The following is a 25561-nucleotide window of genomic DNA, read 5'->3' on the forward strand; positions in this document are numbered from 1 at the left end:
AAATCCGGAAATTAATTGCATTTTCGCAGGATTTAACTTTAAAGTAATTAACAAGCGCAGACATTCCGCCTTAACCTTGGCTCGCTCTTTCTCGGCAATGTTCATCTTCGCCATCAAAGCTGAAGCAACCGGATTCGACTGATTGAGAAAATCTCGCCAATTTAATCGATTTAACTGCACTACTTGATAGTTAAATTCTAATACCTTAAAATCGGGAAAATCGACCACATACTGACTAATTGCTGCTCTTTTTGGCTTTGAATAAGAAAAAATTACAATGGGATAAATCGGTAAGACAAATTTCTCATGAAAGCGAGCAAAATAAGTAAACATTCGCCGGTTAAACCACTTGCGGGAACTTTCCTGCGCCTCTACATGAATCAGAAAGAAAGATTCTTTTCCTCGAAACTTAACCTGTGCCACTAAATCGCTTTCATGTCTTTCTCCTTCCGTGACATCGGTAAATACTTCTTTGTCTAAAAAAGTAATCGAGTCCCTATCTAAATAATCCATCAATTGAGGGAAAAACAACTCAATAAATTCGATAAAAAAGGTGGAGATTAACTCCTTAAATAAGCGATCGTGGTCAATATTATTAGTCATGTAATATCATCTTAACTAATCTGAGTGATGAATGACTACTCTTCCCTATTATATTCTGAAAAGTCGGTTTTGGCAACGGATTGTTATGACTTCACCCCCTTAACCTAGGAGGAGAGGGGGATGCTTCCCGCAAAAAACCCCACAGAAAACGGGTTTCTTGAAGAAACCCGTTTTCTCGATAAGAAATTAATGGCATTTTCGCTGGATTTAACCTTAAAGTGATTAACAAGCGCAGCGCAGACATTCCACTAACCGATCACAAAAAAAACTGGAGCGAGCGCTTTTCGCCACCCCAGTGCTGTCACGGAATTCAATTCTGTATCTAAATTAACACATTATTGGTAGCAAGCATGATTAAGGAAATTGGAAATTTTTCCAAAAGGGGTTTCCAAAGGCTGTAACCTTCATTGACAGGGGATTTCGAGCCTGATAAGGCCAAAGTTTTTGGAGTCTATCCTCGAAAATTAAACTTCGGCGCTGAGATGTTCCCCCAGATGAACGGTTTTCACCCATTTTAAACGTTTAGGACGCAAAGCCATCCGCAGGCTGACACTGGGAATAATAATAAACCAGTGCATCATATAAATCATGCCGCGAATGGTTTGAGCAAGGATGTCTAAACCGAGAGCAAAAGTGAATTTTTTACCCGTATTGACTCGGATTAATCCTGTCACCATCCCCCACATAGAAAGGGAAAGAGCTAAACCAGTTAAAGGAGTTAAAATCGGGGTTTGATGACGAGTAATAGTGATTAAAAGATCGGGAATAGCGGCCGCAGGTAAGATATATTGAACGATCAAAAAAGCAATTAAATCAAACTTTTTCGGCCAAGGCATGGGAGACTTTAAAATCGCTTTCCAATAGTCGAGATAACGCTGAAAACCACCTTCGGCCCAACGATTGCGCTGATGCCATAAAGCGATCGCCGTTGTCACCCCTTCTTCCGCTACTGCGGGAAAATTTAAGACATTAATTTTCCAATTATCGATATGGAGACGAATAGTTAAATCAAGATCGTCGGTGATCGTTTGTTCATTCCAACCCCCGCAACGATTTAAGGCACTACGACGGACAAATTGACCATTTCCGCGCAATTCTCCGATCCCTCCCACCGCGATCCGTTGCTGTTGGAAACAGCTATCAAAGATCATTTCTACCGCTTGTCCTTTTGTCCAGAAGTTTTCGGCAGCATTGGCGATCGCTTTTCGCACCTGTACCGCACCCACTTCTCGATCCTCGAACATTGGCACGACATGACGCAGTAGATCGGAGGATAATCCCGCATCCGCATCGAATACACCGATAATTTCCCCGTTAGTCAGGGATAAAACCTGATTCAAGGCCCCGGACTTGCCACCTCCAGCATTAGCAGGACGATGGAGAATTTTTAATTGGGGATATTCTAAAGCAAGGCGATCGAGAATCGCACCCGTGTTATCGGTACTATAGTCATCGACGATCCAGACTTCTAACTTATCTTGGGGATAGTCTAGATGACAGAGATAATTAACCAGTTTCGTGATTACGGTTTCTTCATTTTTGGCCGCTACTAAGAGGGAAACCCTGGGTAGAGAGGCTAAATCCTGATCTGGTAAAGGAATTGACGGCGTTTCTGGTTTGGTGAACAGCAGCCGCAAAGCTTGCCCCGATAGTACGATAGTTAAGGCGATAATTGCCCAATAACCCCAACTCAGCCAATGAAGTGCGATAATTATTGTCCAGATCGCCATGAGGCTAAAAGCCGCTTTCTGTCTGCGTCCCGATCGGCCTTGAAAAATTTCGCTCCTAAATTCCTCCTCCTCGTCTTCGGGATCGGACCAGTCAGATAGGAGGGAACCGATCGGGTCTAATTCTTCGTTATCATCCTCTCGCGACCAATAATTTTCTGCCATAATCGACTCAGGTTAAGTAACTGTTCAAATAGAAGCTTATTTCTTGCTTTATCTTACCGAAAATTGTTAAAATTTTTAACAGAATCTTAAGTTGTTTCGGGAAATAAACCCTAGTTTTTCAAGCTATTGGTTCCTTTTACCCGATAAATGCGCTTTTTCGGTTAAGATTGCTTTGTTTACATTCGTTGAGAAAATTTAACATTTATCCCCTATGTCAAACCTGCTCCTCTGTGTCGGACTGATTTGTGGCTCAATTATTTGGGTGGAGATCGTGCGTGATTCCTATCATGCTCTGGCCCACCATTGGCAGCCCCTTTATCGTCTGCACGTCTGGCATCATCGGGTTTTTCGTCCCGATCTGTCGGTCATGAGCGAGGAAATTTATCGCAAGGCGCACTGGTACAATGATGTACCGGAGGCCTTGGTTATGTTGGCTGCCAGTGTTTTACCTGTACTACTGGCCTACTCTTGGGGGTTCGATCGCCCTTGGTTGGGTTGGTTAGGCTCCCTTTATACTATGGCTTTTCTCAGTACGGCGATCGGTCGAGGTTTAGGTATGGCAAATCTGGACGAATTAACCGATTTAACCCATCGTCCGGGGCAATTTGAGAGTTTACCCGCTCCATGGCGCGTGAATCGTACCTACCACTGGCGACACCATTTTGATAACCAAAAGGCTTATTATTGTGGAACTTTCACCTTTATGGATAAATTGATGGGGACGGCACTTTCTCTCAAGGGCAAAACGATCGCCATTACCGGAGCGAATGGAACCTTAGGGCGATCGCTTTTAAAGTACCTACAACTGAAGGGAGCCAAGGTGATCGCGCTCACTTCCGGGGAGAATGCGATCGCTATTGAAATTAACGGCGAATCAGTACCTGTAAAAACCGTAAAATGGCAAATCGGTGAAGAAACGCAACTTGAGAACCTATTTAAGTCTGTAGATATACTGATTTTAAATCATGGCGTTAATGTCCACGGCCAAAGAACCCCAGAAGCGATCGAATTAGCCTACCAAGTGAATACTTTTTCCGTCTGGCGTTTAATGGAATTATTCTTCAAAACTGTCCGCACTAACGAGCAAATTGCCCGCAAGGAAGTCTGGGTGAATACCTCGGAAGCGGAGGTTAATCCTGCCTTTAGTCCCCTCTACGAACTCAGTAAACGAGCGATCGGTGATCTGATTACCCTGCGTCGTTTAGATGCTCCCTGTGTGGTAAGAAAGCTAATTCTTGGTCCTTTTAAGAGTAATTTAAATCCTGTGGGTATTATGTCCGCCGATTGGGTGGCTAAACAGATTATCAAGGCGGTACAAAGGGATAGCCGCAATGTTATTATTACTATTAATCCCTTGACTTTTATCACCTTTCCAATTAAAGAATTCTCTGTTTCTACCTACTTAAAACTATTTACTCGTTCCCCAAAAAATCGGGAAAATCCCTAACTATTTATCCTTAATCGGGGATCAAGACTATTTTTCCTCGCACTCTTTCCGATTCACTATAATTATGAGCTTCTACCACCTGGGAAAAAGTATAGGTGCGATCGATTCTAACAGTTAATTGTCCCGATTCGATCGCTTCTTTGAGAAATTGCCAGTCGGACGCTTGTGCTTGAGCAAAAAATATCAGTTTCCCTTTTTGGGGCAACCAAGCAGTGAGATAATTTAAGAGGATAATCCCTGGATTTGGTAGGGTGGTTATATAGGTTCCTTGGGGTTTTAAAAGCTGACGACAGTGCCAAAAAGAAGACTTAGCCACAGCATCGAAGATTAGATCATATTTCTGCTCAGTTTTTCTCCAATCTTCTTGGGTATAATCGATAACTTTATCTGCTCCTAAAGAGGTGACATAATCGATATTTTTACTACTACAAACTCCATCTACTTGCGCGGAGAAAATTTTCCCTATCTGCACGGCAAAGCTACCCACTCCTCCCGATGCACCATTAACTAAAATCCGATTCCCCGCTTGAATATTGCCAAAATCCCGCAAGACTTGCAACGCGGTAGAAGCGGCTAAAGGAGTGGCGGCAGCTTGAATAAAACTCTGATTATGCGGTTTTTTAACTAATAGGGAAGCGGGAATAATTGCATATTCAGCATAGGTTCTACCCGGTAATTGATTGAGAAAACCAAAAACCTCATCTCCGATCTGGAATTGTTCCACCTGACTGCCTTTTTCAACGATAATTCCCCCATAATCAAAACCTAATTGCAGGGGAAATTTATTACCTGTGGCTATTTTGAGCATTCCCCGACGAATCTTCCAATCAATCGGATTAATTCCCGCTGCCATAATCTTAATTAAGACTTCTTTCGCTTGGGGAATTGGCTTTTCTATTTCTGTGTATTGGAGAACATTACTATCGCCATAGCGATTAATGATAATAGCTTTCATAATTAAGAAAAAAGTTGATAAAATAGTAAGGGAGCAAAAGTAATGACCAAGAGAACAAAAATCCAAACTCGTCCCGCTAAAAGATTATAATCTTGTCCTAATCTTGACCAAGAGTGACCGGCAATAAAATGGCCGAACAGAAATTCAAAACCCACTGTTAATAGTAACCAAATTAAACCGATAGTAATTGCTTGGCTGGAGGATTCTAGAACCCAAAAATAGACAAGAGTGCCAATATAAAGACTAAAAAAAATGATTCCTGTCAGGGTAGAAATTTGATGAGCGCGCAGTTCATCGAGATATTTTCCGTAGGTGCTTTCCCTGAGAATACCGTTACTAATTCCTATTACGATCATCGGGAGCCATGCAACAATGTAGCGACTAATCATAAGTTGTTGGTTTAGAACTCGCTCTAATTGGATTATAGCTATATTTGGCTGATAACTTGAGATATTGTGATAAAAATTAATATTGTTACTTGCCTAAATTTTCAGCAAGATAATCAACTAGCTTTTTCACTGTTGTAAATTCTTGGCATTTTTCTTCAAGTTCAAGTTCGAATTCTTCTTCTAAAGCCATGATTAAGTCAATCGTATCAAGTTCATCTCCTCCCCAATTTGATCATAAGCAACTATTCCGGCCAAAGCCAAAAGAACTACAAGAACTATAAAAGCTATAAGAACTATAACTACTGACTCTTTCGGCAGATTGTAAATAAAATAGTTCATCATCAATATGTATCTCAGACTTTTCCACCTCTAATTGATCACTAATTATCTCTTGAACTTTGATAAAAATTGCCAGTTTTCGTTCATTTTCTTGTGATGTTATTTTCTTGGTATCATCAATTTTTTTATCATTAATAATAGCATTAGCTTTTTGTTCTGCTATTTTCATAGCTTTCTCTTCATCGATTCTCTTTGATTCTAATAGACTGGATTTACTGAAAAATAACTGATACCTCATAACTTCAATTCTAGAATTAATTAAGTTTCGTATTATATGAAATTCTACTTTATGACCACTTTCCTTGTAAATTCTTGTGGCTAAATCCCAAACAATCTGATCGCGGTTTGCTTCTAGCTGATTTAATTTTTCTTCACTCAGAGATACCATATCATCTAAATACTGATTGATCATCATTGCCAGAATTTGCATCTCATAATTTTTGCTATCTTCATTCATTTGATTAGCTCTGCTGCCGCAAAAAATCTCAATCATATTGTATCTCAAGATCAATACTTTTCTAAAAAATCTAGCGTATCAACACCGATCAAGCAATTTATCGGTTAAAACTATAAATACGGCGTTTCTCATAAAGATGAAGTATAACCCTATAGGGTATCGTCTCGGAGTCTCCCCAAAACGAAAACCTCATACCTCACCATTAAGATAACTGCTATAAGTTAGGACAGGGGTGACAGTGGGGTAAATTGTTAATTTTTTTGGGGATTTAGCTACATCATCCGAAAAATGTCACACTAGAGGTAGGGGAGCGTCAACTATCAGTCAACAGCTTTCAGCAATTTTCTGCTATTTCCCGGGTGTATTGCTGGCAATGGTTTTTATCCCTGAGCTTATCTGCTATCGAGGAGGCAATTCTATGAATAATACGGAAACAATCTCAGTCGATCGGGATACCAACAAACTCTATAATAAAATTCTCGTGGCTGTGGATTATCAAGATGTCACTCCAGAGGTATTGAATACGGCTATCCTCTTAGCGAAAACCTACGCTAGTGAGTTGCGGATTATTTATAGTCTGTCTAAACCTTTGACTCCCTACACGGAAACTTTTATTTATGGTAATCTGATCGGTTATGGTGGCGGTTATCCCCCCGATATGATCGCCTTAGAACAACAAATCACCGAAGAAATGCAGGCGGAATTACAAGCTTGGTTAAACGGTTTAGTCGATCGAGCTAAGGAAGATAATATCACAGCCCGGGCTGATTATTATATTGGTGATCCGGGACAGAAAATTTGTCAAGTTGCCCAGCAAGAGGGGATAGATTTAATTATTGTTGGTCGTCACGGTCGATCGGGTTTATCTGAGTTAATCTTAGGTAGTGTCAGTAATTATGTGGTGCATCATGCTCCCTGTTCAGTTTTGGTAGTACACATCACTCATTAATTAGAAAGGGTTGAAATCCATTTTTGGCTGTCCATTGAATCGCTCCATCTCTCCCAGTCCAATAAGTCTTAATCCGGGCCTTTCTCAGTTGATTTCTGACATTGCGGGAGAGATTGGTGGTGACAGCGATCGCTGTTTGAGGTCGAATTGACTCTAACCATTGTTTGTCTAGATTGCTTCCCTGCCATAATAACACTAGGGGGCTAAATTCTTGGGATAAATTAACGGGAATTTTCGGGTTGACAATCCATAGCCAAGATTGATTTTTTACCTGAAATTTAAATAAATTTTTCTCGAGCAATTGTCCAGTAATTTCGCCGAGATTAAATTTTTCTGACTGGGATAAATTAAGAGTTTTTTTGATCGGTATGCTCTCACTGATAGTTGAGAATTGCGCCGAATTATTGACGGTTATTGCTCCTTGTATTTGATTAATTCCCTCCTGTCGCAAAAAGGGCAAAACTGTATAACGTGCTGTTGCGGGTTCCTCCCCATTAATTAAGAGAGTATTTCCTCGATTTTGAATAATTATTACCGGTTGCGATTTGGTGGCTAAAACTGTCACCTGAGTTAAAGTTAAATGCTGATAAATAATCGGTATTAAAATTAAAGTGAGGATAAATAAACCGATTAAATGCCACCGTTGACGAAACCAGATATTAAAGCAGATTAAGGTAAGGCAAATATAAATAATTAACATCACTCCTAAAGATAATTTACCTGTGGAGTAGGTACTAAAAGGAAGCAGACTAAAAAAGGTGGTAATTTGCAGTAATAACTCTAGAGGGTAATAGAGAATACTAGCGCTGATACTGCCCAAAGGGGGATAAATTAAGCCTAAAAAGGCAGTAAAAACTCCTCCTAAACTAATCAGGGTAACTAGAGGAGTTGTGATAATATTAATGGGGATACTATAAAGAGCGATCGAGTTAAACGTAAACATTAATAAAGGCATAGTCCAGAGAGTAGCAGCTAGACTAATAGCTATAGGTTCAGCGATTAAATTAGGGAAATAGTCAATTTTATTTTTCAGTAAAGGAACGGTAATAATTAATCCCAAAGTCGCTAAAAAACTTAACTGAAATCCTAAATCCCAAATCCAGAGAGGTTGCCATAATAATAGAATTGTAGCCGCTAGTAACAGGGAACCTAAACTATTAACTTGTCGATTATAAAGCAGACCGATTAATGCCCCAATTCCCATCAAAATCGCCCTCAAGACTGAAGGTTGTAACCCGGTTAAAGTGCCGTAAACTATTAAGATAGTAATGGCAATAATAAACTGTTTTTTGGGGGATAAATTGCGAGTAATAGTTAAAACAAACCCCAACAAAATAGCCACATGAAAGCCAGAAGCTGCTAAAATGTGAGCTAATCCAGTTTTAATAAATAAATCAGTGATTTTTGCTGGCAAATTAACCGCTTGTCGTCCGAGGGTAATCGAACTTAATAAAGTCCCTTTTTCCTGGCCTATTCCCTGAATTTGTGCCTCAACAATGCGCTGACGAATCTGCCAAACTCCCCAAGTCGGTGATTTTTTATCGATAATTATTTCCCCTTTTAAACCAGCAAAAGCACCCTGACGCGCTAGATAATTAGCAAAGTCAAAAGCATTGGGATTATTGGCACGACGGGGACGATAAAGTAATCCTTTAACTGTTATTTTTTGTCCGGGGTAAACCTGATTTTCTGCTAGATTTGGTAGAGTAACGTAGAGTTTACCCGCGGATTTTTCTGTCGGTAAATTCTTGAGGCTAAATTCTTTTACTTCTAACCAAAATTGTAAATTTTCTCGACGATTGAGACGAATTTCTGATATAATACTGCCCGTGATTTTAATAGAGTTAACCACATTATTTTTTAAAAGATGACTGATATCGTTTGCGCTGGGGTAAGGAGTACGAATTTCTAGATAAACAACGGCAAATATAGCTATTAATCCCCCCATCAGCCAAATTTTTCTAGGGGGACTTTGCCACCAAAAACGACGGATAAAAATCGTGGTTAATAGGGTAATTAGACTAAGAATAACAATTCTAATTACCACTTCTTGCCATCGGTTTAACTGCGGACTAAAATCTACCAGACCTGTAGATAACAATCCCAAAATATAGGCTAAACCGAGAATAACGCTATTAGGGCGATTCATAGAAATTTTTGTCAAACAATTTCAGAATTAGCGAGCATTATTTTTACCTAATATCAGCGAAAATCGAGATTAAAAAGTAACTTAGCATAAACACTATGGGGATCATTAAATGTAGGTAACTTCAATAATTCCTGCTGAAAATTTTGCCATTCCTGCGTCAAAGGGTGATTATTTTTAGTTAGAGGAGGAAGATAGGTTTGCAATAAATTAGAAAAAAGTTCTTCTTGCCAACTTTGCGATCGAGGATATTCTTTAAGACTCCAATCATCTCCTAATTTAGCTGTTTTGGCCGCGTATTGTACTGCCGCTTCTAGGCCACCGATTTGATCAACTAAACCAATTTTAACCGCATCTTTTCCCGTCCAGACGCGACCTTGGGCCACAGTTCTTACCTTATCTGGGGATAATTTTCGCCCCTTGGCTACCGTCTCGATAAATAAATCATAGAACCGATTAACTGCCGCTTGATAAATTTCTAATTCTTGGGTATTTTTCGGTCTGGTAATAGTAGATATATCAGCTAATTGTCCAGTTTTCACCGTATCCCAATCGATGCCATTATTATTAGCAATTTTCTGGATATTTAACAATAATCCAAACACACCGATCGAACCAGTAATCGTATCATTATCGGCAAAAATTCTTTGACCCCCCATGGCGATCCAATAACCCCCAGAAGCAGCCACATCACCCATAGAAATAATTACTGGTTTTTTCGCATCTAAACGCTTAATTTCTCGCAGAATCACCTCAGAAGCGGTGGCACTTCCCCCCGGACTATTAATCCTTAAAACTACCGCTTTCACCTCCTCCTTCCCTTGTAATTTTCGCAGTTCCTTCGCCAATTTATCCCCACCGATTTCGCCTCTATCTCCCTGACCATCCACAATTGTCCCTTCTGCATAAACTATCGCTATTTGATCGCTACTATCTCCCCCCTCATCATCGAGAGAACTAGCATAATTAGCTAAAGAAATTTGCGAAAAAGAGCCAGAGTTTTCCTCCTCATTAGTTTTATTTTTTGCTTCTCCTGTCAACTCCTTTGCTAAAACAATTACTCGATCTAAATGGGCCACTTCATCAACAAAACCCGCCTTTTTCGCTGTGGTTGCTTCCAGAATACCTTGAGTATCAGAAATAGTTTGCACTTGTTGGGGGGGTAAATTGCGACTTTTGGCCACTGTGGCACTATAATTAGACCAAATTGTATCGAGTAGGGTTTGCAGCTGCTGACGATTCTGGACACTTAAATCCTGACGCGTATAGGGTTCCACCGCACCTTTAAAAGAACCCACTTTTACCACTTGCACCCCGACACCATATTTTTCTAGTGCATCGGCAAAAAAGGTTTGTTGACTACTTAAACCATTAATTTCCATTCTCCCCACGGGATTAATAATCACCTTTTCAGCAACGGAAGCGAGATAATATTCCTTTTCCGTCCATTCCACATCGTAGGCGATAATTTTTTTACCCGATTGGCGAAATTTTGCCAAAGCTTGCCGCACTTCCGTCAGGGTAGCATAGCCATATTCACCGACAGTGCCGCGACCGTAGAGTAACAGACCGACAATATTATCATCAAGGGCGGCCTTTTCGATCGCCGCTATCACCTGTCGTAAATTTAAAGTGGTCGTACTCTCACCGGTCAAACTATCGGCTAAACTAGAACTAGGGGGAGCATCGCTGATATTGGTGGCTAAGTTAAAAACTAAGACTGATTTTTCCTTAACTGAGGAGCTATCGCTAGAAATCAGGAAAGAAAGCAGTAAAAATGCTAATCCCCCCACACCTAGGGACGAAAATACCAATAATCCCAATAAAGTTCCCAAGCAACTAGCGAAAGTTTGTTTAAAAAACTGCCCCATCGGTTTTCATCTACTACTAATTTTCCTGTTTCCTATTGTAGGGATTCCCCGCCCAGAAACAACTTTTTTATCTGACTGCCTGACACATCTTGGTGAATCACCGACAGGTTAAGACACGGATGCGAGAGAACCAAATTCGGTCAAAGAAATCTTGTTCAGCTGGCTTGGACGCAAAAACTGGTTCGAGGGATGAAACCTTTATAGAGAAAGACATTCGGCGATTTTTGTCAATTGTTTTCGATCTAAAACGAAAGTGGTCTAGATTTTTTACTTCTATCTTTGACATTTTTCTTGACTTGAATAAGCTGTTCGTAATTTAAATTGCTTGGGCCAGACGAGGCAAGAGGCAACAGTAAAGGGATTGGGGGAGATTCGGCTAATCTAAGAATAAGCGGTTTAAATACGTCTTAGCTTATTTTTTGAGAACTTTTTTAGTTTCTCACTTTTTCTGCCCCAAGAACATAAGTATAAATACTTAAGTTATTTTCATTTTATATGCTACCAGCCATAAGCTGTTGACTATCTAAATTGCTCGTTAAGACTGCAAGGGAGAAGGAGCAGGGAGAGGAAGTTTGAGCATTTGTACTAAAATTTTGAATACGCAGTTTAAATTCAGTACAGCTTACTACAATTTGAAGTGCGGAATGTGGGTTACAAGAGGTCTATTATTGTCGTGCCTCTATCGGCTGAAAATACCCAGAAAAAAACTCTTAAGTTATACTAAAATAATTAATACAGACACACATCTTCCCAGACGGTGAAAAGGAATTATTTACCCTTGAAAACCACAGTTAAAGTCAGCACACAAACCCAATTACCCCTACATCTAGTTATCACCCATCCCCAGTATCGTTTTGTCGATTTATTCGCGGGAATCGGTGGGTTTAGAATCGCTTTGGAGAAATTGGGAGGACGTTGTTTAGGCTATTCAGAAATCGATAAACAGGCAATCCAAGTTTATCAACAAAATTTTCTTAGCTATCTCAACAGCGATGAAATTGCTTTCGGAGATGTGAGTAAAATTAGCAATTTACCCGATAATCTTGATCTTATTGTCGGCGGTGTTCCCTGTCAACCTTGGTCGGTAGCGGGATGTTTACGAGGATTTGATGACCCCCGGGGAAAACTCTGGTTTGATGTGATTAAATTAGTCCAGAAAAGTCAACCAAAAAGCTTTATTTTCGAGAATGTCAGTGGGTTGGCTAGTCCTCGCAATCAGGAGAATTTAGAATTAATTATCGATGAATTAACCAGCGGTGGTTATCAAGTTTACTGGCAGTTATTAAATGCCTACGATTTTGGTTTACCCCAGAATCGCGAGAGAGTTTTTATCGTAGGAATTAGAAAAGATATAGAAAACTATGATCGGTTTAAATTTCCTTTACCTTTGGGTATCCATCCGAAGGTTTTGGATATTTTAGAAGACATCAAGAATATTCAACCGGTTAAGAAAGTCAAGTTATCTGCGGATACTTTATTTAATGGTTTTGTTCCTCCATCGAGAACTCGTTTTCAAAAAGAAGATGAATTAAATGACTTTTTTATTTTTTCTGATTTAAGAAATGGCCACACAACTATTCATTCTTGGGATATTATCAAAACTACGGAACGACAAAAAAGTATCTGTTTAGCTTTGCTGAAATTAAGACGCAGTAAAAAGTATGGCGAAAAAGATGGTCATCCCGTGGCTTTTTCTACTTTTTTGGAAATTATACCCGATCTAAAAATCGAGGAACTAAATCAGCTAGTTTCTCTCGGTATTTGTTGGCAAACGCAGGAGGGTAAGTATGAATTTATTAACTCGAAAAATATGACAGGAATTAACGGCATTTATCGGATTATTTTACCGACGGCCGATATTATTCCTACCCTAACCGCTACGGGTGCTAAAGATTATATTGCTACTATTTCAATTACCGCTACTCATCCCCAAGAATACAAACAATTGTTTTTAAAGAAAATCTATAAACCCAAAAAGTTTCGAGAAATTACTCCCCAAGATGCGCGTAAATTACAAGGATTCCCAGATAATTTTATCTATCATCTACAGCCGGCTATCGCTAAAAAACAATTCGGAAACGCTGTTCCTGTACCAGTGGTGGAGGCAGTAGCAAGAAATTTACTAGAAATAATTTTACCAAATTAATTATCTAGATAATTACGAAACTTTTGTTTATACTTATTGATAAATGCTTTATCTTCTTGAAGATCGATAAAAGCTTCTTTAATTAATGACCAAGTATTGATTTTACCAGAACAAAAATCCCAAAATTCATTTTCAACCCATATATCATGATTTTCCTCTAGAGGATACATTTTATTTCCCTGTGATTCCCACCATGTTTTAGGTAAGAAAGGATTAAAAGGAATAACAATTCTTGTGTGAATACTTGCTAAAGGTTCACGGGACAGCCGATAACAATACCAATCTAACAACTGGTCGCTAAATCTAGAACCATCTCCCCTATTAGGATGTGTAGCTTTTAAATCAAACACATACTCAATATTGTCTTTGATTAAATAAATATCTACTCCATGACCAGAAGGAGGATCGATATAATTGAGGTTATTCCTATTTATTTTCTTAGCTACTACTCTAAGTCTTTCAATGCACTCTGTCATGGATATTTTTTGTTCTTTCGATTTTCTGAGACTTTTTAAATTATCGAGTTCACTTCTTAATTCTTGAGGAAATGGACTAGGTTGTAAAAGTTTTTTATCCTGCTTATATAAAATACGAAATCCATTATCTTTGGCTAAAAAGTTTGCTAATTTCTCCCAGAAAGTAGTTCCCATGCTTGTCGTTAGTCCAGTCATCACAGAACTAATCTGTCTCTCCTCTGGAAATAAATAATCTAAAATATGATGATTCCTAGGCTTGGGTTTTTTAAAATAGTTTTCTATTGAGTTTTTAATTAGCTTTTGAATTTCTATCACTAACTGGCTATTATCCATACTGAATTGCAATTCATCAAATTTATAAATCAGCAAAAAGATCAGTAATAGATATATCAAGTGCCTTGGCTAACTTTTCGATATTTTCTAGAGATACATTACACTTACCAAGTTCGATACTGGAAATATAAGTTCGGTGTAGTTCAGCTTTTTCAGCTAAGATTTCTTGAGATAAGTCAAGTTCCCTTCTGCGTTTTCTGATAGCTTTACCAAAACGATATTTGATATCTAAGGATTCTTTTTGTGCCACAGCTCAATTATGAAGAAAGTTAATGAGGTATTTCTACAGATTATAATTCACATTTTGCAGATTATAATTTACATTTTATCTAAAACATTGCTTCGTTCCTCTGAAAGTACAATTGCTGTTATCGCTTCGACTATCTTTTAACTCTTATTTTCGTAACAACTCGAAAAATGTTTCTTTATCAAGACCAATATCTTGAATCATACCCATGAGAGTACCTTGCTTAATATCTTTTCCTGAATGAATAGGGATCACAACCCTACATCCACCAGTATTTTTGTAAATAGCATGGCTACCTTTTTGACGATCCAAATAAAAGCCCAATTTTTCAATAACTTTAATAAACTCCTTGACTTTAACTGCGGGATACTGACTCATACTAAAATATTTAAAGGCTTAAAAATCAAATCTTCTTTGGGAATGGGTTGATGATCAGCTATCAAACTTTCGAGGTACAATTCCATAGCTTCTGTAATATTGACAATCGTTTCTTCAAAAGTGTCTCCTTGAGAATGACAACCTTTAAGCGCAGGACAAAAAGCGTGATAACCACCGTCTGACTCTTTTTCTAGAATAACGGTGTAGTTATAAATTTGTTTGGTATTATCACTCATAACACTATCAGTTGTGGATTGTAAATTATCCTAGCATAGACTTTTTTTAATGACTTTTCCCAGAGCGATCGATTTTTTGAGAGGATTAACTCCCCAGTTAAACTAGAATAGAAAGATAGGAAAGCGATCGAAATTAGAATGACGACCGAAATTGAAAAAGAACTAGAAACCAGCGAAGCTGTCTTGGAAAAACGGCGAAATTTTGCCATTATCTCCCACCCTGACGCAGGAAAGACCACCCTGACCGAAAAACTGTTACTATACGGGGGTGCAATCCATCAAGCGGGTGCAGTCAAAGCAAGACGCGACCAACGCAAAGCCACCTCCGACTGGATGGAAATGGAAAAACAACGGGGAATTTCGATTACTTCCACGGTTTTACAGTTCGATTATCGTGATTTTCAGATTAATCTCCTCGATACTCCCGGCCACCAAGATTTTAGCGAAGATACCTATCGTACCCTAGCCGCTGCCGATAATGCGGTGATGTTAATCGACGCGGCTAAAGGTTTGGAACCCCAAACCAGAAAACTCTTTGAAGTGTGCAAACTGCGGCAGTTACCCATCTTTACCTTTGTTAACAAAATGGATCGCCCCGGCCGCGAACCTCTGGATTTATTGGACGAAATCGAGCGAGAATTAGGATTACAGACCTATCCCGTCAATTGGCCGATCGGAATTGGCGATCGCTTTCGGGGAGTCTTCGATCGGGCTACCCAGACCATACACCTGTTTGAACGTCGCTCCCACGGCTCTCAGGAGGCGCAGGAAACCGTGATCGAGCTTGGCGACCCCAAAATTGAGGATTATCTCGAAAAAGACCTGTATTACCAGTTAAAAGAGGATATAGAACTGCTCTCGGAATTGGGCACCCAATTGGATTTGCCAGCAGTCCACGCAGGAGAAATGACCCCGATCTTTTTTGGTAGCGCCATGACCAATTTTGGGGTGAAATTATTCCTAGAATCCTTCCTCGACTATGGATTACCCCCCAGAGGACGCAATTCCTCCCTCGGTGTCCTTGATCCCACCTATCCCGATTTCACCGGTTTTGTCTTCAAACTGCAAGCAAACATGGATCCCAAACATCGCGACCGGGTGGCCTTTGTGCGGGTATGTACGGGGAAATTCGAGAAGGATATGGTAGTAAACCACGCTAGAACCGGTAAAACTATCCGTTTATCCCGTCCTCAGAAACTTTTTGCCCAAGATCGCGCAGTTATAGAAGAAGCTTATCCCGGAGATGTGATCGGATTGAATAACCCCGGAGTCTTTGCGATCGGTGATACGATTTATATGGGTAAAAAGCTCGAATACGAAGGGATTCCCTGTTTTTCCCCGGAATTATTCGCCTATCTCAGAAATCCTAACCCTTCCAAGTTCAAACAGTTTCAAAAAGGAGTCTCGGAATTACAGGAAGAAGGGGCCGTACAGATATTATCCTCGATCGATGAATTTAAACGCGACCCGATTTTAGCCGCTGTCGGTCAATTACAGTTTGAAGTGGTGCAATTCCGTCTTTTAAGCGAGTACGGAGCCGAAACTACCCTCGAACCCCTAGCCTATAGTTTAGCCCGTTGGGTAGCCGGGGGTTGGGCCGCTTTAGAAAAAGCAGGTAAACTCTTTAATACTCTAACTGTCAAAGATTACTGGGGCCGTCCCGTCTTATTATTCAAAAATGAGTGGAATTTACAGCAAGTGAAAGAAGATCATCCCTCTTTGCAATTAAACTCGATCGCACCGGTAGGATCGGGAGTAGAACCGCAATCCTAACCATTAATCCTCCAAGACAATTGCCGAACTGGTCAGGACAAGATGGCGACCCCCCAGACAACTAGACTAAAGTAGAAGTGGCAAGAAAGTCTCGATCTTTCCTAACACTTCGGATGTCTCAAAGCACTATCGTTGACGAGTCCCTCACCATTAGAAAAAGTCCTGCTGTCAATTCCCGAATTAATCCCTGTTTAATTCGCTTTTGTTATTTTCTGGGAAATTATCTAGTTTTACCAGCTTTTTTCAGCAAAATAACCGTCACAGGACAGGAAAATATTCCCCTAACGGGGGGTGTCATCCTTGCACCTACCCATCGTTCCCGTTGGGATGCGCTGATTTTACCCTACGCGGTGGGACGCTTAGTTAGTAGACGCGATTTGCGCTTTATGGTTTCCGCTAACGAGATGAAAGGGGTACAAGGTTGGTTTATCCGACGTTTGGGGGGTTTTCCTGTCAATACCGATCACCCCGGTATGGGTAGTCTGGTCCATAGCGTCGAACTGTTGGCTGCGGGGGAAATGGTGGCGATTTTTCCGGAAGGGGGTATCTGTCGCGATCGAGTGGTTCATCCTCTTAAACCGGGGGTAGCGCGGATCGCGTTGGAAGTTAAGACGATGAAATCCGATGCAGATATAAAGATTTTACCAGTAAGCATTAGTTATAATCAGCCTTACCCCGGATGGGGAAGCGAAGCGACAGTAAACATCGGTCAAGGGATTAATGTGCTTGATTATCAACAAAATTCGCTAAAACGGGAAACTGTCCGCTTAACCAAAACCTTGAGCGATCGCTTAAAACTTCTCCACGAGGATCAATCACCTTAATCAGCTGTTGACTATCTACCGCACAAGTGGGATTTCGGGGACGGATTAAAATTATTGTTTTAACTATTTTTCAGCAAAAAAGTGGCTTTTCTGGTTTAAATAAATCATACTAAATCTGGTTATTAGTGCATGAGTAGAAAACGGGTTTCTCCGAGAAACCCGTTTTCTGTGCGTTACTCAACGGATTTAGTATAACATCTTGGTTTTTTCTACTTTTAGCTCCTGAATACTGCCTCGGAAACCCATCAGATCGGTGAAGATGTCCGATTGTTGCAGGGGGTCTAATGATAGAATGGGCATCAGCGAAAGTAGTTTGTGAGCGAAGTGATCCGATGCAGTTCCAAATCCAGCCAGACAGTGAAATTCCCGCCTCTAAGCAATTATTTGACCAAATTCGCTTCGCTATCGCCTCTCGTCAGTATCCACCGGGCCATCGTTTACCTAGCACCCGTCAACTAGCTATGATCACGGGATTACACCGTAATACGATAAGTAAAATTTATCAACAACTGGAAGATGATGGGTTAGTAGAATCCATAGCAGGTTCGGGGATTTATGTCAAGGCTCGCGGGCATGAAAACGATAATTTATTGGGTTCGCCCCTATTGGAACAAAATCCAGAAATAGGCCGACTAATTCGCCAGAGTTTGGCTGGTTTTCTCGCTCAAGGTTTAACTTTAGAGCAAATTCGCGAGTTATTACTGGCGGAAATCGATTGGCGATCGCAGTGTCGTTCTCAAGTTCTTGTCACCATTCCCCGTCACGATTTGGGTGCAGGAAAACTAATGTTGAGAGAATTAGAGCAATCCCTCAAAATTCCCGTCCAATTAGTGGCAATGGAGGATTTAGCCCAAGTTTTAGCCAATACTAAATCTGCCACTGTTGTCACCAGTCGCTATTTTATCAGTGTAGCGGAGGAAATTGCCGCTCCTTTTCACCTACGAGTCATTCCCATCGATATCTACGATTACAGCAAGGAATTGGCATTAATCAAAAAATTACCCACCGATAGCCGTTTGGGAATTGTCAGTATTAGCACCGGTATTATTAAGGTGGCCGAAATTTTAATTCATAGTTTACGGGGCGATGATTTATTAGTTATGTCTGCCCAAATTCATGAAACGGATAAGTTAAAAGTTTTAGCTCGAACTTCCCAGACAATTATCAGTGATCAAGCGAGTTATACTTTAATTAAAAATCTGATTAATGAAGTGCGATCGGATTTAATTCGTCTGCCAGAAATTATCTGTAGTGATAATTATATTGGGGATAAATCAATTCAATTGCTAAGACGAGAATTAGGATTAGGTGGTTAGTTGATAAGCTAGGACACATTTTAACCGCTAAATCTCCCCCAATCCCTTTACTGTTGCCTCTTGCAAGAGAGCCTTATCTCAACAAGCAATTTAAATGCGCGGGCAGCTTAACTTTAAAATTTATTTTATTCTATGGTTACTATTGACAATAACCTAGGGCAAGTCGAGAATAAAAGCGAAAAAAACTTTTAAGAAGTATTAATTTTTTAGTACAATGGCGGAAGAATAGGGACAAGCTCAATTTTTCACTCTTGGACAAGGCTAGATGAAAAGTGCTGACTGTTTAACGGTATCCCCCGGAGAATCGCTTACCGATTGGCAAAAACTGGGATTAGATTTGGTGGCTCGTTGGCAAGGACGAGATGTTATCCTAGCGATCGATCTTACTGGTAGTGTTAACTTTAATGATGAAGGACGCACGCGCCTCGGTCAAATTATTCGCGATAGTTTAAAAAATAACGATTCGGTTTATTTAGTTCCTTTTGCTGATAATGTCCAACCGATTGCAGAACCGATTTTAATTCGCGGAAAGGAAGATATAGATGCGGTTTTAAAAGCGATTCCTTGGCAATCTAGCCAAAGTGCTAAAAATACCGATATTCAACGCGCAGAATGGCACGTTTATCCCCGACTGGCACGCTTAAATCAGTGTCGTTTAACTGCCAATCAAGCTATCAAACCCCAGTCGGTAGTTTGGATTACCGATGCACCCCTTTCTACTGCTGCGGGGATTACTTCACAACAGTGGATAGAAACCCCAAAAAATAGCCCTTTTCGTCTTGCTAATTCTCCCGAAAGTTTGCAAAGACAAAACTGGCTTAATTCCCTACCAATTAATCTAAGAACCCAAGAAATTACTGCCACTAACGGCAATAAATATAAACTATCAGTTGTCGATATTGCTCCCACAGCACAAGAGTTTTGTACTCCCGCACCGGGAGGACAAGAAACCTGTTTGATTAATCCTTATCTCTTGAGTCAGTTATGGTTGCCAGCATTGGCAATTATATTAATGGGAATTGGGGGAATAGTAGCGAGTATTTTTGGGATTCGTCATTGGTTGCGGTTACATACTGCTTGGACTATTAAAGTCCCATCTAATGATGATGACAATGAGACCCAAAAATATATTTTAAAAACATCCGAAAGAATTAACATCGGTGGTGATGAATATCATAAGAATACCATTCCTTGTCCTGGGGGAGAAATTCGCTGCTATTTAGAAAGACGCGGCAATCATTTATATCTGAAACCTACCAAACAAGCAGATATTTTTTATCGAGGTAATCAACTAACTCAGGAGGTGAAAATAGATAAAAATTACTTGAAATTAACTTATCAGCATAACAATCAAGATATCGAACTAGAAATTCAGATTAGCAAAAAATAACTCAGGAGATTTAAACTATGGCTAACAACAGTCAAACCCGCGCTATCAAACGGACAATTATCATCGGATTAGGTGGTACTGGTCGAGATGTGTTAATGAGAATTCGTCGCTTTATTATTGATAAATACGGAAAGTTATCTAACCTACCCGTTGTCAGTTTTGTTCATATTGATACAGACAAAAACGCTTTCAATGGTTCTGGCCTACCCACAGGAAATAGCTATCACGGAGAAGAAATTCTTTTATCAGCTGCTGAAAGAGTATTTATTAATATGAATGCTCAGGATGTTAACAATCTCACCTATGAACTTGAACACAAAACCCTTTTTGAAAGTCCCTTTTCCCATATTGAAAGCTGGTTAGACCCAAGACTAAAAAAACAAATAACTGCCATTGAAAATGGTGCGGGAGGTATTCGTCCCGTTGGTCGTTTAGCTTTCTTCCATAACTATCAAAAAATTCAGGAGGCAATTGAAGCAGCCCAAAAACGAACTTCTGGTCATGAATCCTTTATGTTTAGCGGTAAAGTTAATGGTCAAAGTTTTAATGTCCAAGAGGGTTTAAATGTCTTTGTTGTCGGTTCTTTGTGTGGGGGAACTGGTAGCGGGATTTTCCTCGATGTGGCCTACACTTTGCGTCATATTTTACAACAAACCACCGAATACACATCCTTTGGTTATTTGGTAGTTAGTCCTAAACTTTATGGTGATGGGGCAATTATGAGAGCTAATACCTATGCAGCTTTGAAAGAGTTAGACCATTATACCAATGAAAGTAATTCCTTTCAAGCCTGTTATGATAAACAAAATTTCGTCAACATTAATGAAAAACGTTCTCCTTTTGATTTTGCCTACTTAGTTTCTAATCGCACTGCGGGAGATTACCGGATTGATAACAAAGGTAAATTATGTAACGTCATTGCTTACAAGATTTTCTTGGATTTTGCCGATGAGTTATCTCTTCGCATCAAAAGCAATCGGGATGATTATAAAGACCCGATGATTCGTAAAGATAATCATCCTTTTCAGATGTGTCAAGGTTATATGTCCTTTGGACTAGCGAGGATTTATTTTACTCGCGACCGAATTGTGCAGATTGGTCTCAATCGTTTTAGTCTCAAATTAATTAATTTTTGGTTAGAGGGATATGGTCAAAGTCCCAGTGGACAAGAGTTATTAAGTAAGTTTCTAGCTAATTGGAGTACCCAAGGTAATAAGGATTATTTTACTGCCAGATTGGAAGAAGCAACCCTAGAGAATAATAAAACTTTTTCTAAGACTTTAACCTCTTGGAAAAATTCCCTAGAGGAAGAAATATCTAATAGTCAAGATTTGGAGAATTTACCCCAAACCGTCAAGCAATCCCTAGAAAAAGAGTTTCGCAAAGTACAAGGGGGAGAAACAGATAGCAGTCGCGGAATCTGGTTAACTTTGACCCAACAGACTCAACCCAAGTTAATCGAAAAATTTAAGTCAGATATTGACCAATTTTTGGAGATTCTTCTTAATCCTGATAGCTTAGAATTTTCTTTGGAAAATAGCCTATCTTTTTTGGTCGCTTTACAAGTACAGATTAATACCTACAAGGGGAATCTAGAGGAATTATTTCAAGATAATAAAGGGTTTCATTCCTCGGAAAAAATTGATAACATTTGGCGAAATGTCAAACAAACTCTCGAAGATATAAACGGGAAAAAGTCTGTCATCAAGATTTTCAATAAAAATGCCAATAGCGAGAAAATTAAAGCTGAGTTAAGACACTACGTTCAAAGCGGACAAAAATTAATTCAGCAGAACTTTAATTTCAGCATCAATGGGGAATCTAGAAAGATTGTCGAAGCGATTCTCAAGCATATTTCCAGTCGAATGATGCAGATACAACAACTGAAAGAAACCCTATATCAGCTAATCACAGAATACGATAAATACGAACAGGAGTTAATGCAGTTAAATCTCGATGAGATGACTGGAGAAGGTATTTTTCCAGAGGAGAATATTGATAACTGTATCCCTGACAGTAACTCCCGAACTCAATACATTTCCGTTAGCCAAAAAGTCACCAATAATTTAGGCTATAATGCTTCCCTATTCAGTTTATTTAGCCAATCTTTTGTTATTGATAATGAAACTCTCAAAGAGACCCTAACAGCAACAATCGAGAAACAGTTTCAATCAGTAAGCACTAATAAAATTGATGCAGTAATTAAGCGATTTATGGGTCAATATCAACCCCATGATTTTCCTGAACGCTTGGGGCAAATTTTGCGAGAAGCTAATTTAATGTTACCGATAAATGTTAATGATGCTTACTATCGCTTGCATACAGATAAAGCATTACTAATTGGGACTAAGGATGATAATTCACCCACCATGCAAAGATTCATGAAGACTCTCGAATCTGATTTAAATATTAATCGGGGTACTTCTTTTGAATCAATTCAAACGGACGAAGAAATCCTAATCACCTACGAATTTGGTGGGTTTCCCCTAAGAATCATTACTGATTTATCTGGGTTACAAAAAATCTATCAAGACCAAAAGAAAATCAGCATTTTACACAATGATTACAGGATAGATTTTGCTGATATTATCCCACCACCTGCCAAATTAATTGAGGAATTAGAGTTTATTTTCTATCCCGCAATTGCTCTAGGTTTACTAGAATATTATCAGGAAGATGATACTTATCAATTAGTCATCGAAGGCGATTTATTTAACAATAAGTCCATCATTGACATTAGTGGTAATTGGCGACTTGCTTTAGAACAATTTGCTTCTCGTAATGACATGATTAATGCTTTGCAGATACTGCTTAATCAGGCAAAAAATGAGATTTTGGCTAATCCTCCTCTATTATTTACTAACGAGGGTGATTATTTCCAGAACATCAGCTATTTTGTCAACAATGTCAAAAATTTACCCTCCTATCACCCTAATTATCGCTACAAAGATAAGGTAGCTGGACAAGATGGAAATACTCGACAGGAGGCAAAAGAAGGAATTATCACCCGTTTTGTTAATCAACTAAAAATGGAACTAGAAAAACGTGCTGCTGAACAGAAAAAACTCGAAAAACAACAGCAAAAGCAACAAACTTTATTGGGAACAAACAATAACAGTAGTCAACCCAGTTTACCCGCAGAAGTTAGCACTGCTGATGAATGGTAAAATTTATCAATCTTAATAATGTTTCCCCAGCTATCTGAGGAAACATTCACCCCCAACTCTCTCTATCAACCACAATTCGAGGTATCCAATAACTATCATGGCATTACTTAACCTTTTTCCTCCCTATCTGATTGTTTTAACTCTAGTCTTGGTTATTTTTCCCACCGTCTTAACTCTGGGAATCCGGATTACTCTCTATAAACATCTCCACGAGTCAACTGTAAAAGTCAAGCGCTTAATTCGCGGAGAAAGTCGCGGGGTTCAACCTAAAATTATTTCTAATCTAGAGAATAGATTTAAGATAGCCAGTAGTCAACTAGATGATGTTAATACCGCAGCTTTGGTGGATGGTTTATACCATGAAGAAAAATTTACTTTCATGTCTAAATCTCTCAGTTGCGAGAAATGGGATTATTTTGTAAGAGTGTTACCCAATCTCCTCCTCGCTTTTGGTTTGTTGGGAACTTTCCTGGGAATTACTCTCAATCTGACGGGAATCAGCACACTTATCGATATCAATAATGTCGATGTGCAAGGTTTGGGAGAAAAGCTCAAAACTCCCCTAGAAAGTATGGGTATTGCTTTTATCACTAGCTTAATTGGTTTAGCTTGTAGTTCTTTACTGACTGTGATTAACTTAATCTTTAATACCAACCTTGCTAAAGTAAATCTAATTAGTTCCCTAGAAGACTATTTAGATAACATCTTGCAGCCGACTGTAGAAGGGAATAGTCGCTTGAATAAAGCGGTTGATAGCATGGTGGAGAAACAGCAAGCATTTCTGACTAACTTTCATAATGAGGTGACGAGAGTATTAGAATCTTCTTTAAGAGAAGTTGCTAAAGAAATTGCTGAACGTAATCAGGAAACTGCTAAATTAGTCACCCAGGTTTGTGAAAGATTAACTGAAACCGCAGGAACTTTATCTACCGGTGCATCGACTTTTCAGCGTTCAGCTTTTGAACTTAACGAGCAAGTACCAATTATCACGCAAGCAAACCGAGAGTTTACACAATCCTCTCAGGAACTAAAAAATAGTGTGCTGCTTTTTAAACAAGCATCAGAGTTAATTGAAAAAAGTAACTTCTCTGGTAATATCGAAAGGTTTACCGCTAGTTTAGCAGAAACTCAAGCGAGATTTACTCAATCCACTGCACTACTAGAGCAGAATATCGGGGAGATTATCAGCAGTAATAAAAGAGCTAACGATTTAGCAGAACAAGTGTATTTAAATGTCCAAGAATCTTCTCAAAAATTACAGGATAGTGCGCTAGGTTTTCTGGAAGCTTCCGAAAAAATCGAAAGTAGTCACTTTGCTGATAAGTTAGTGCAAGCAACCGCAGATTTAATGACTGCTCATCAACAGTTCGCTAATTCTACTACAGATTTAAACCAATCAACTCAATCTCTAGCTTCTTTAACTCAAGACTTCCACCGTTCAATGACAACTATGGTTGAGTTGGGAATAAAAATTACTGACTTGAATCAAAAATCTGAGACAATCCTAGAACAGAATCAGCAACGCTTAGTCACTGAACAAGAAAAGTTATCTAACATTCAGGGAGAATTAGTAAAATTAATCGAAACCGTGAAAACCTATCAAGATAGTTTTAACTCCGAGTCGAAACAATTAGGAAACCAACTTATCAATAGTCTCGATGAAAGACTCTCCCAAACCTCTGATAAAATCCTCACTGCTTCCCATGGGATTGAGCGCTCTAGTAATAATCTCGATGTGACTAATGCTAACTTGTCTCAGTTAATTGATACAGTGACAGAGCAAGTTACTCAAGTCTCTGAGACAATCCTAGAACAGAATCAGCAACGCTTAGTCACTGAACAAGAAAAGTTATCCAACATTCAGGGAGAATTAGTAAAATTAATCGAAACTGTGAAAACCTATCAAGACAGTTTTAACTCCGAGTCGAAACAATTAGGAAACCAGCTTATCAATAGTCTCGATGAAAGACTCTCCCAAACCTCCGATAAAATCCTCACTGCTTCTCATGGTATTGAGCGCTCTAGTAATAATCTCGATGTGACTAATGCTAACTTGTCTCAGTTAATTGATACAGTGACAGAGCAAGGGGAGCATCTCACTTATGCAATGAGTATTAATACTTATAGATGTCAACAACTAGAAAATCTTCAACTTGATCACAAAGAGAAATGAGATTATAATAGTTATAACTGACAATTCAGAATATATCTCGATGGGAGGAATAAT

General features: G+C 39.3%; 20 protein-coding genes and 1 pseudogene. 9 read left to right on the forward strand and 12 right to left on the reverse strand.

The window, feature by feature from the left end; translation table 11 throughout:
* Both IM479_RS09255 and IM479_RS09260 read right to left on the reverse strand, forming a co-directional pair.
* The coding region (locus IM479_RS09255) for an Rpn family recombination-promoting nuclease/putative transposase (RefSeq protein WP_287699376.1) at positions 1-603 on the reverse strand (603 nt) is incomplete at its 3' end.
* A gap of 464 nt (positions 604-1067) precedes the next feature.
* Entirely contained in the window at positions 1068-2495 is a 1428-nt protein-coding gene (locus tag IM479_RS09260; protein WP_287685586.1) for a glycosyltransferase family 2 protein, read from the reverse strand.
* A gap of 211 nt (positions 2496-2706) precedes the next feature.
* On the opposite strand from IM479_RS09260, the gene IM479_RS09265 reads away from it, so the two are divergent.
* Entirely contained in the window at positions 2707-3942 is a 1236-nt protein-coding gene (locus tag IM479_RS09265; RefSeq protein WP_287685588.1) for a bifunctional sterol desaturase/short chain dehydrogenase, read from the forward strand.
* Between the two features lie 10 nt (positions 3943-3952).
* Here IM479_RS09265 and IM479_RS09270 read toward each other — a convergent pair whose 3' ends face one another.
* From IM479_RS09270 to IM479_RS09285, 4 genes and pseudogenes are all read right to left on the reverse strand, one after another.
* Complete coding sequence (locus tag IM479_RS09270; RefSeq protein WP_287685590.1) at positions 3953-4897, reverse strand: NAD(P)-dependent alcohol dehydrogenase; 945 nt, start codon at positions 4895-4897, stop codon at positions 3953-3955.
* 2 nt (positions 4898-4899) lie between these two features.
* A complete protein-coding gene (locus IM479_RS09275; protein ID WP_287685592.1) occupies positions 4900-5286 on the reverse strand; it encodes a hypothetical protein in 387 nt (128 codons plus the stop codon).
* A gap of 85 nt (positions 5287-5371) precedes the next feature.
* Positions 5372-5503 (reverse strand): annotated as a pseudogene (locus IM479_RS09280) (acyl carrier protein); the annotation flags it as partial.
* A gap of 15 nt (positions 5504-5518) precedes the next feature.
* Entirely contained in the window at positions 5519-6118 is a 600-nt protein-coding gene (locus tag IM479_RS09285; protein ID WP_287685594.1) for an acyl carrier protein, read from the reverse strand.
* Between the two features lie 382 nt (positions 6119-6500).
* Here IM479_RS09285 and IM479_RS09290 point away from each other — a divergent pair, with 382 nt between their 5' ends.
* Positions 6501-7031, forward strand: a complete 531-nt coding sequence (locus tag IM479_RS09290; RefSeq protein ID WP_287685595.1) for a universal stress protein — start codon at positions 6501-6503, stop codon at positions 7029-7031.
* Here IM479_RS09290 and IM479_RS09295 read toward each other — a convergent pair.
* Complete coding sequence (locus IM479_RS09295; RefSeq protein WP_287685597.1) at positions 7021-9180, reverse strand: ComEC/Rec2 family competence protein; 2160 nt, start codon at positions 9178-9180, stop codon at positions 7021-7023. The two genes, IM479_RS09290 and IM479_RS09295, sit on opposite strands and share 11 nt — an antisense overlap.
* Before the next feature lie 53 nt (positions 9181-9233).
* Positions 9234-11048 carry a signal peptide peptidase SppA gene (sppA, locus tag IM479_RS09300; RefSeq protein WP_287685599.1) on the reverse strand — a complete coding sequence of 605 codons (1815 nt, stop codon included), beginning with the start codon at positions 11046-11048 and terminating at the stop codon, positions 9234-9236.
* A gap of 778 nt (positions 11049-11826) precedes the next feature.
* Between sppA and IM479_RS09305 the strand changes: the two genes are divergently transcribed.
* Entirely contained in the window at positions 11827-13194 is a 1368-nt protein-coding gene (locus tag IM479_RS09305; protein ID WP_287685613.1) for a DNA cytosine methyltransferase, read from the forward strand.
* Here IM479_RS09305 and IM479_RS09310 read toward each other — a convergent pair.
* The 4 genes from IM479_RS09310 to IM479_RS09325 all read right to left on the reverse strand — a co-directional run bounded on the left by IM479_RS09310 (position 13191) and on the right by IM479_RS09325 (position 14864).
* The gene (locus tag IM479_RS09310; RefSeq protein ID WP_287685601.1) at positions 13191-14003 is read right to left on the reverse strand and encodes a TdeIII family type II restriction endonuclease; all 813 of its coding nucleotides are present in this window, start codon (positions 14001-14003) and stop codon (positions 13191-13193) included. The genes IM479_RS09305 and IM479_RS09310 overlap by 4 nt on opposite strands.
* A 22-nt stretch (positions 14004-14025) precedes the next feature.
* Positions 14026-14253: a helix-turn-helix domain-containing protein gene (locus IM479_RS09315; protein WP_287672172.1), complete on the reverse strand. Its 228-nt coding sequence runs from the start codon at positions 14251-14253 to the stop codon at positions 14026-14028.
* A gap of 144 nt (positions 14254-14397) precedes the next feature.
* Positions 14398-14628 (reverse strand): type II toxin-antitoxin system HicA family toxin, encoded by a 231-nt coding sequence (locus IM479_RS09320; RefSeq protein ID WP_287685603.1) that lies wholly within the window; start codon positions 14626-14628, stop codon positions 14398-14400.
* A complete protein-coding gene (locus IM479_RS09325; RefSeq protein WP_286827131.1) occupies positions 14625-14864 on the reverse strand; it encodes a type II toxin-antitoxin system HicB family antitoxin in 240 nt (79 codons plus the stop codon). The genes IM479_RS09320 and IM479_RS09325 overlap by 4 nt, the downstream gene beginning before the upstream one ends.
* A gap of 138 nt (positions 14865-15002) precedes the next feature.
* On the opposite strand from IM479_RS09325, the gene prfC reads away from it, so the two are divergent.
* The 6 genes from prfC (at position 15003) to IM479_RS09355 (ending at position 25507) form a co-directional block, all read left to right on the forward strand.
* Positions 15003-16637, forward strand: a complete 1635-nt coding sequence (gene prfC, locus IM479_RS09330) for a peptide chain release factor 3 (protein ID WP_287685604.1) — start codon at positions 15003-15005, stop codon at positions 16635-16637.
* Positions 16638-16750: 113 nt separating this feature from the next.
* A complete protein-coding gene (locus tag IM479_RS09335) occupies positions 16751-17461 on the forward strand; it encodes a lysophospholipid acyltransferase family protein (protein WP_287078023.1) in 711 nt (236 codons plus the stop codon).
* Positions 17462-17745: 284 nt separating this feature from the next.
* The gene (locus IM479_RS09340) at positions 17746-18777 is read left to right on the forward strand and encodes a GntR family transcriptional regulator (RefSeq protein WP_061430455.1); all 1032 of its coding nucleotides are present in this window, start codon (positions 17746-17748) and stop codon (positions 18775-18777) included.
* Positions 18778-19042: 265 nt separating this feature from the next.
* A complete protein-coding gene (locus IM479_RS09345) occupies positions 19043-20167 on the forward strand; it encodes a vWA domain-containing protein (protein ID WP_287685607.1) in 1125 nt (374 codons plus the stop codon).
* A gap of 17 nt (positions 20168-20184) precedes the next feature.
* Positions 20185-23334 (forward strand): tubulin-like doman-containing protein, encoded by a 3150-nt coding sequence (locus IM479_RS09350; protein ID WP_287685609.1) that lies wholly within the window; start codon positions 20185-20187, stop codon positions 23332-23334.
* Between the two features lie 97 nt (positions 23335-23431).
* Positions 23432-25507, forward strand: a complete 2076-nt coding sequence (locus IM479_RS09355; RefSeq protein ID WP_287685611.1) for a methyl-accepting chemotaxis protein — start codon at positions 23432-23434, stop codon at positions 25505-25507.
* The last annotated feature ends 54 nt before the right edge of the window (positions 25508-25561 follow it).

Source organism: Microcystis sp. M165S2 (assembly GCF_020245885.1).
In the GTDB taxonomy this organism is placed as follows: domain Bacteria; phylum Cyanobacteriota; class Cyanobacteriia; order Cyanobacteriales; family Microcystaceae; genus Microcystis.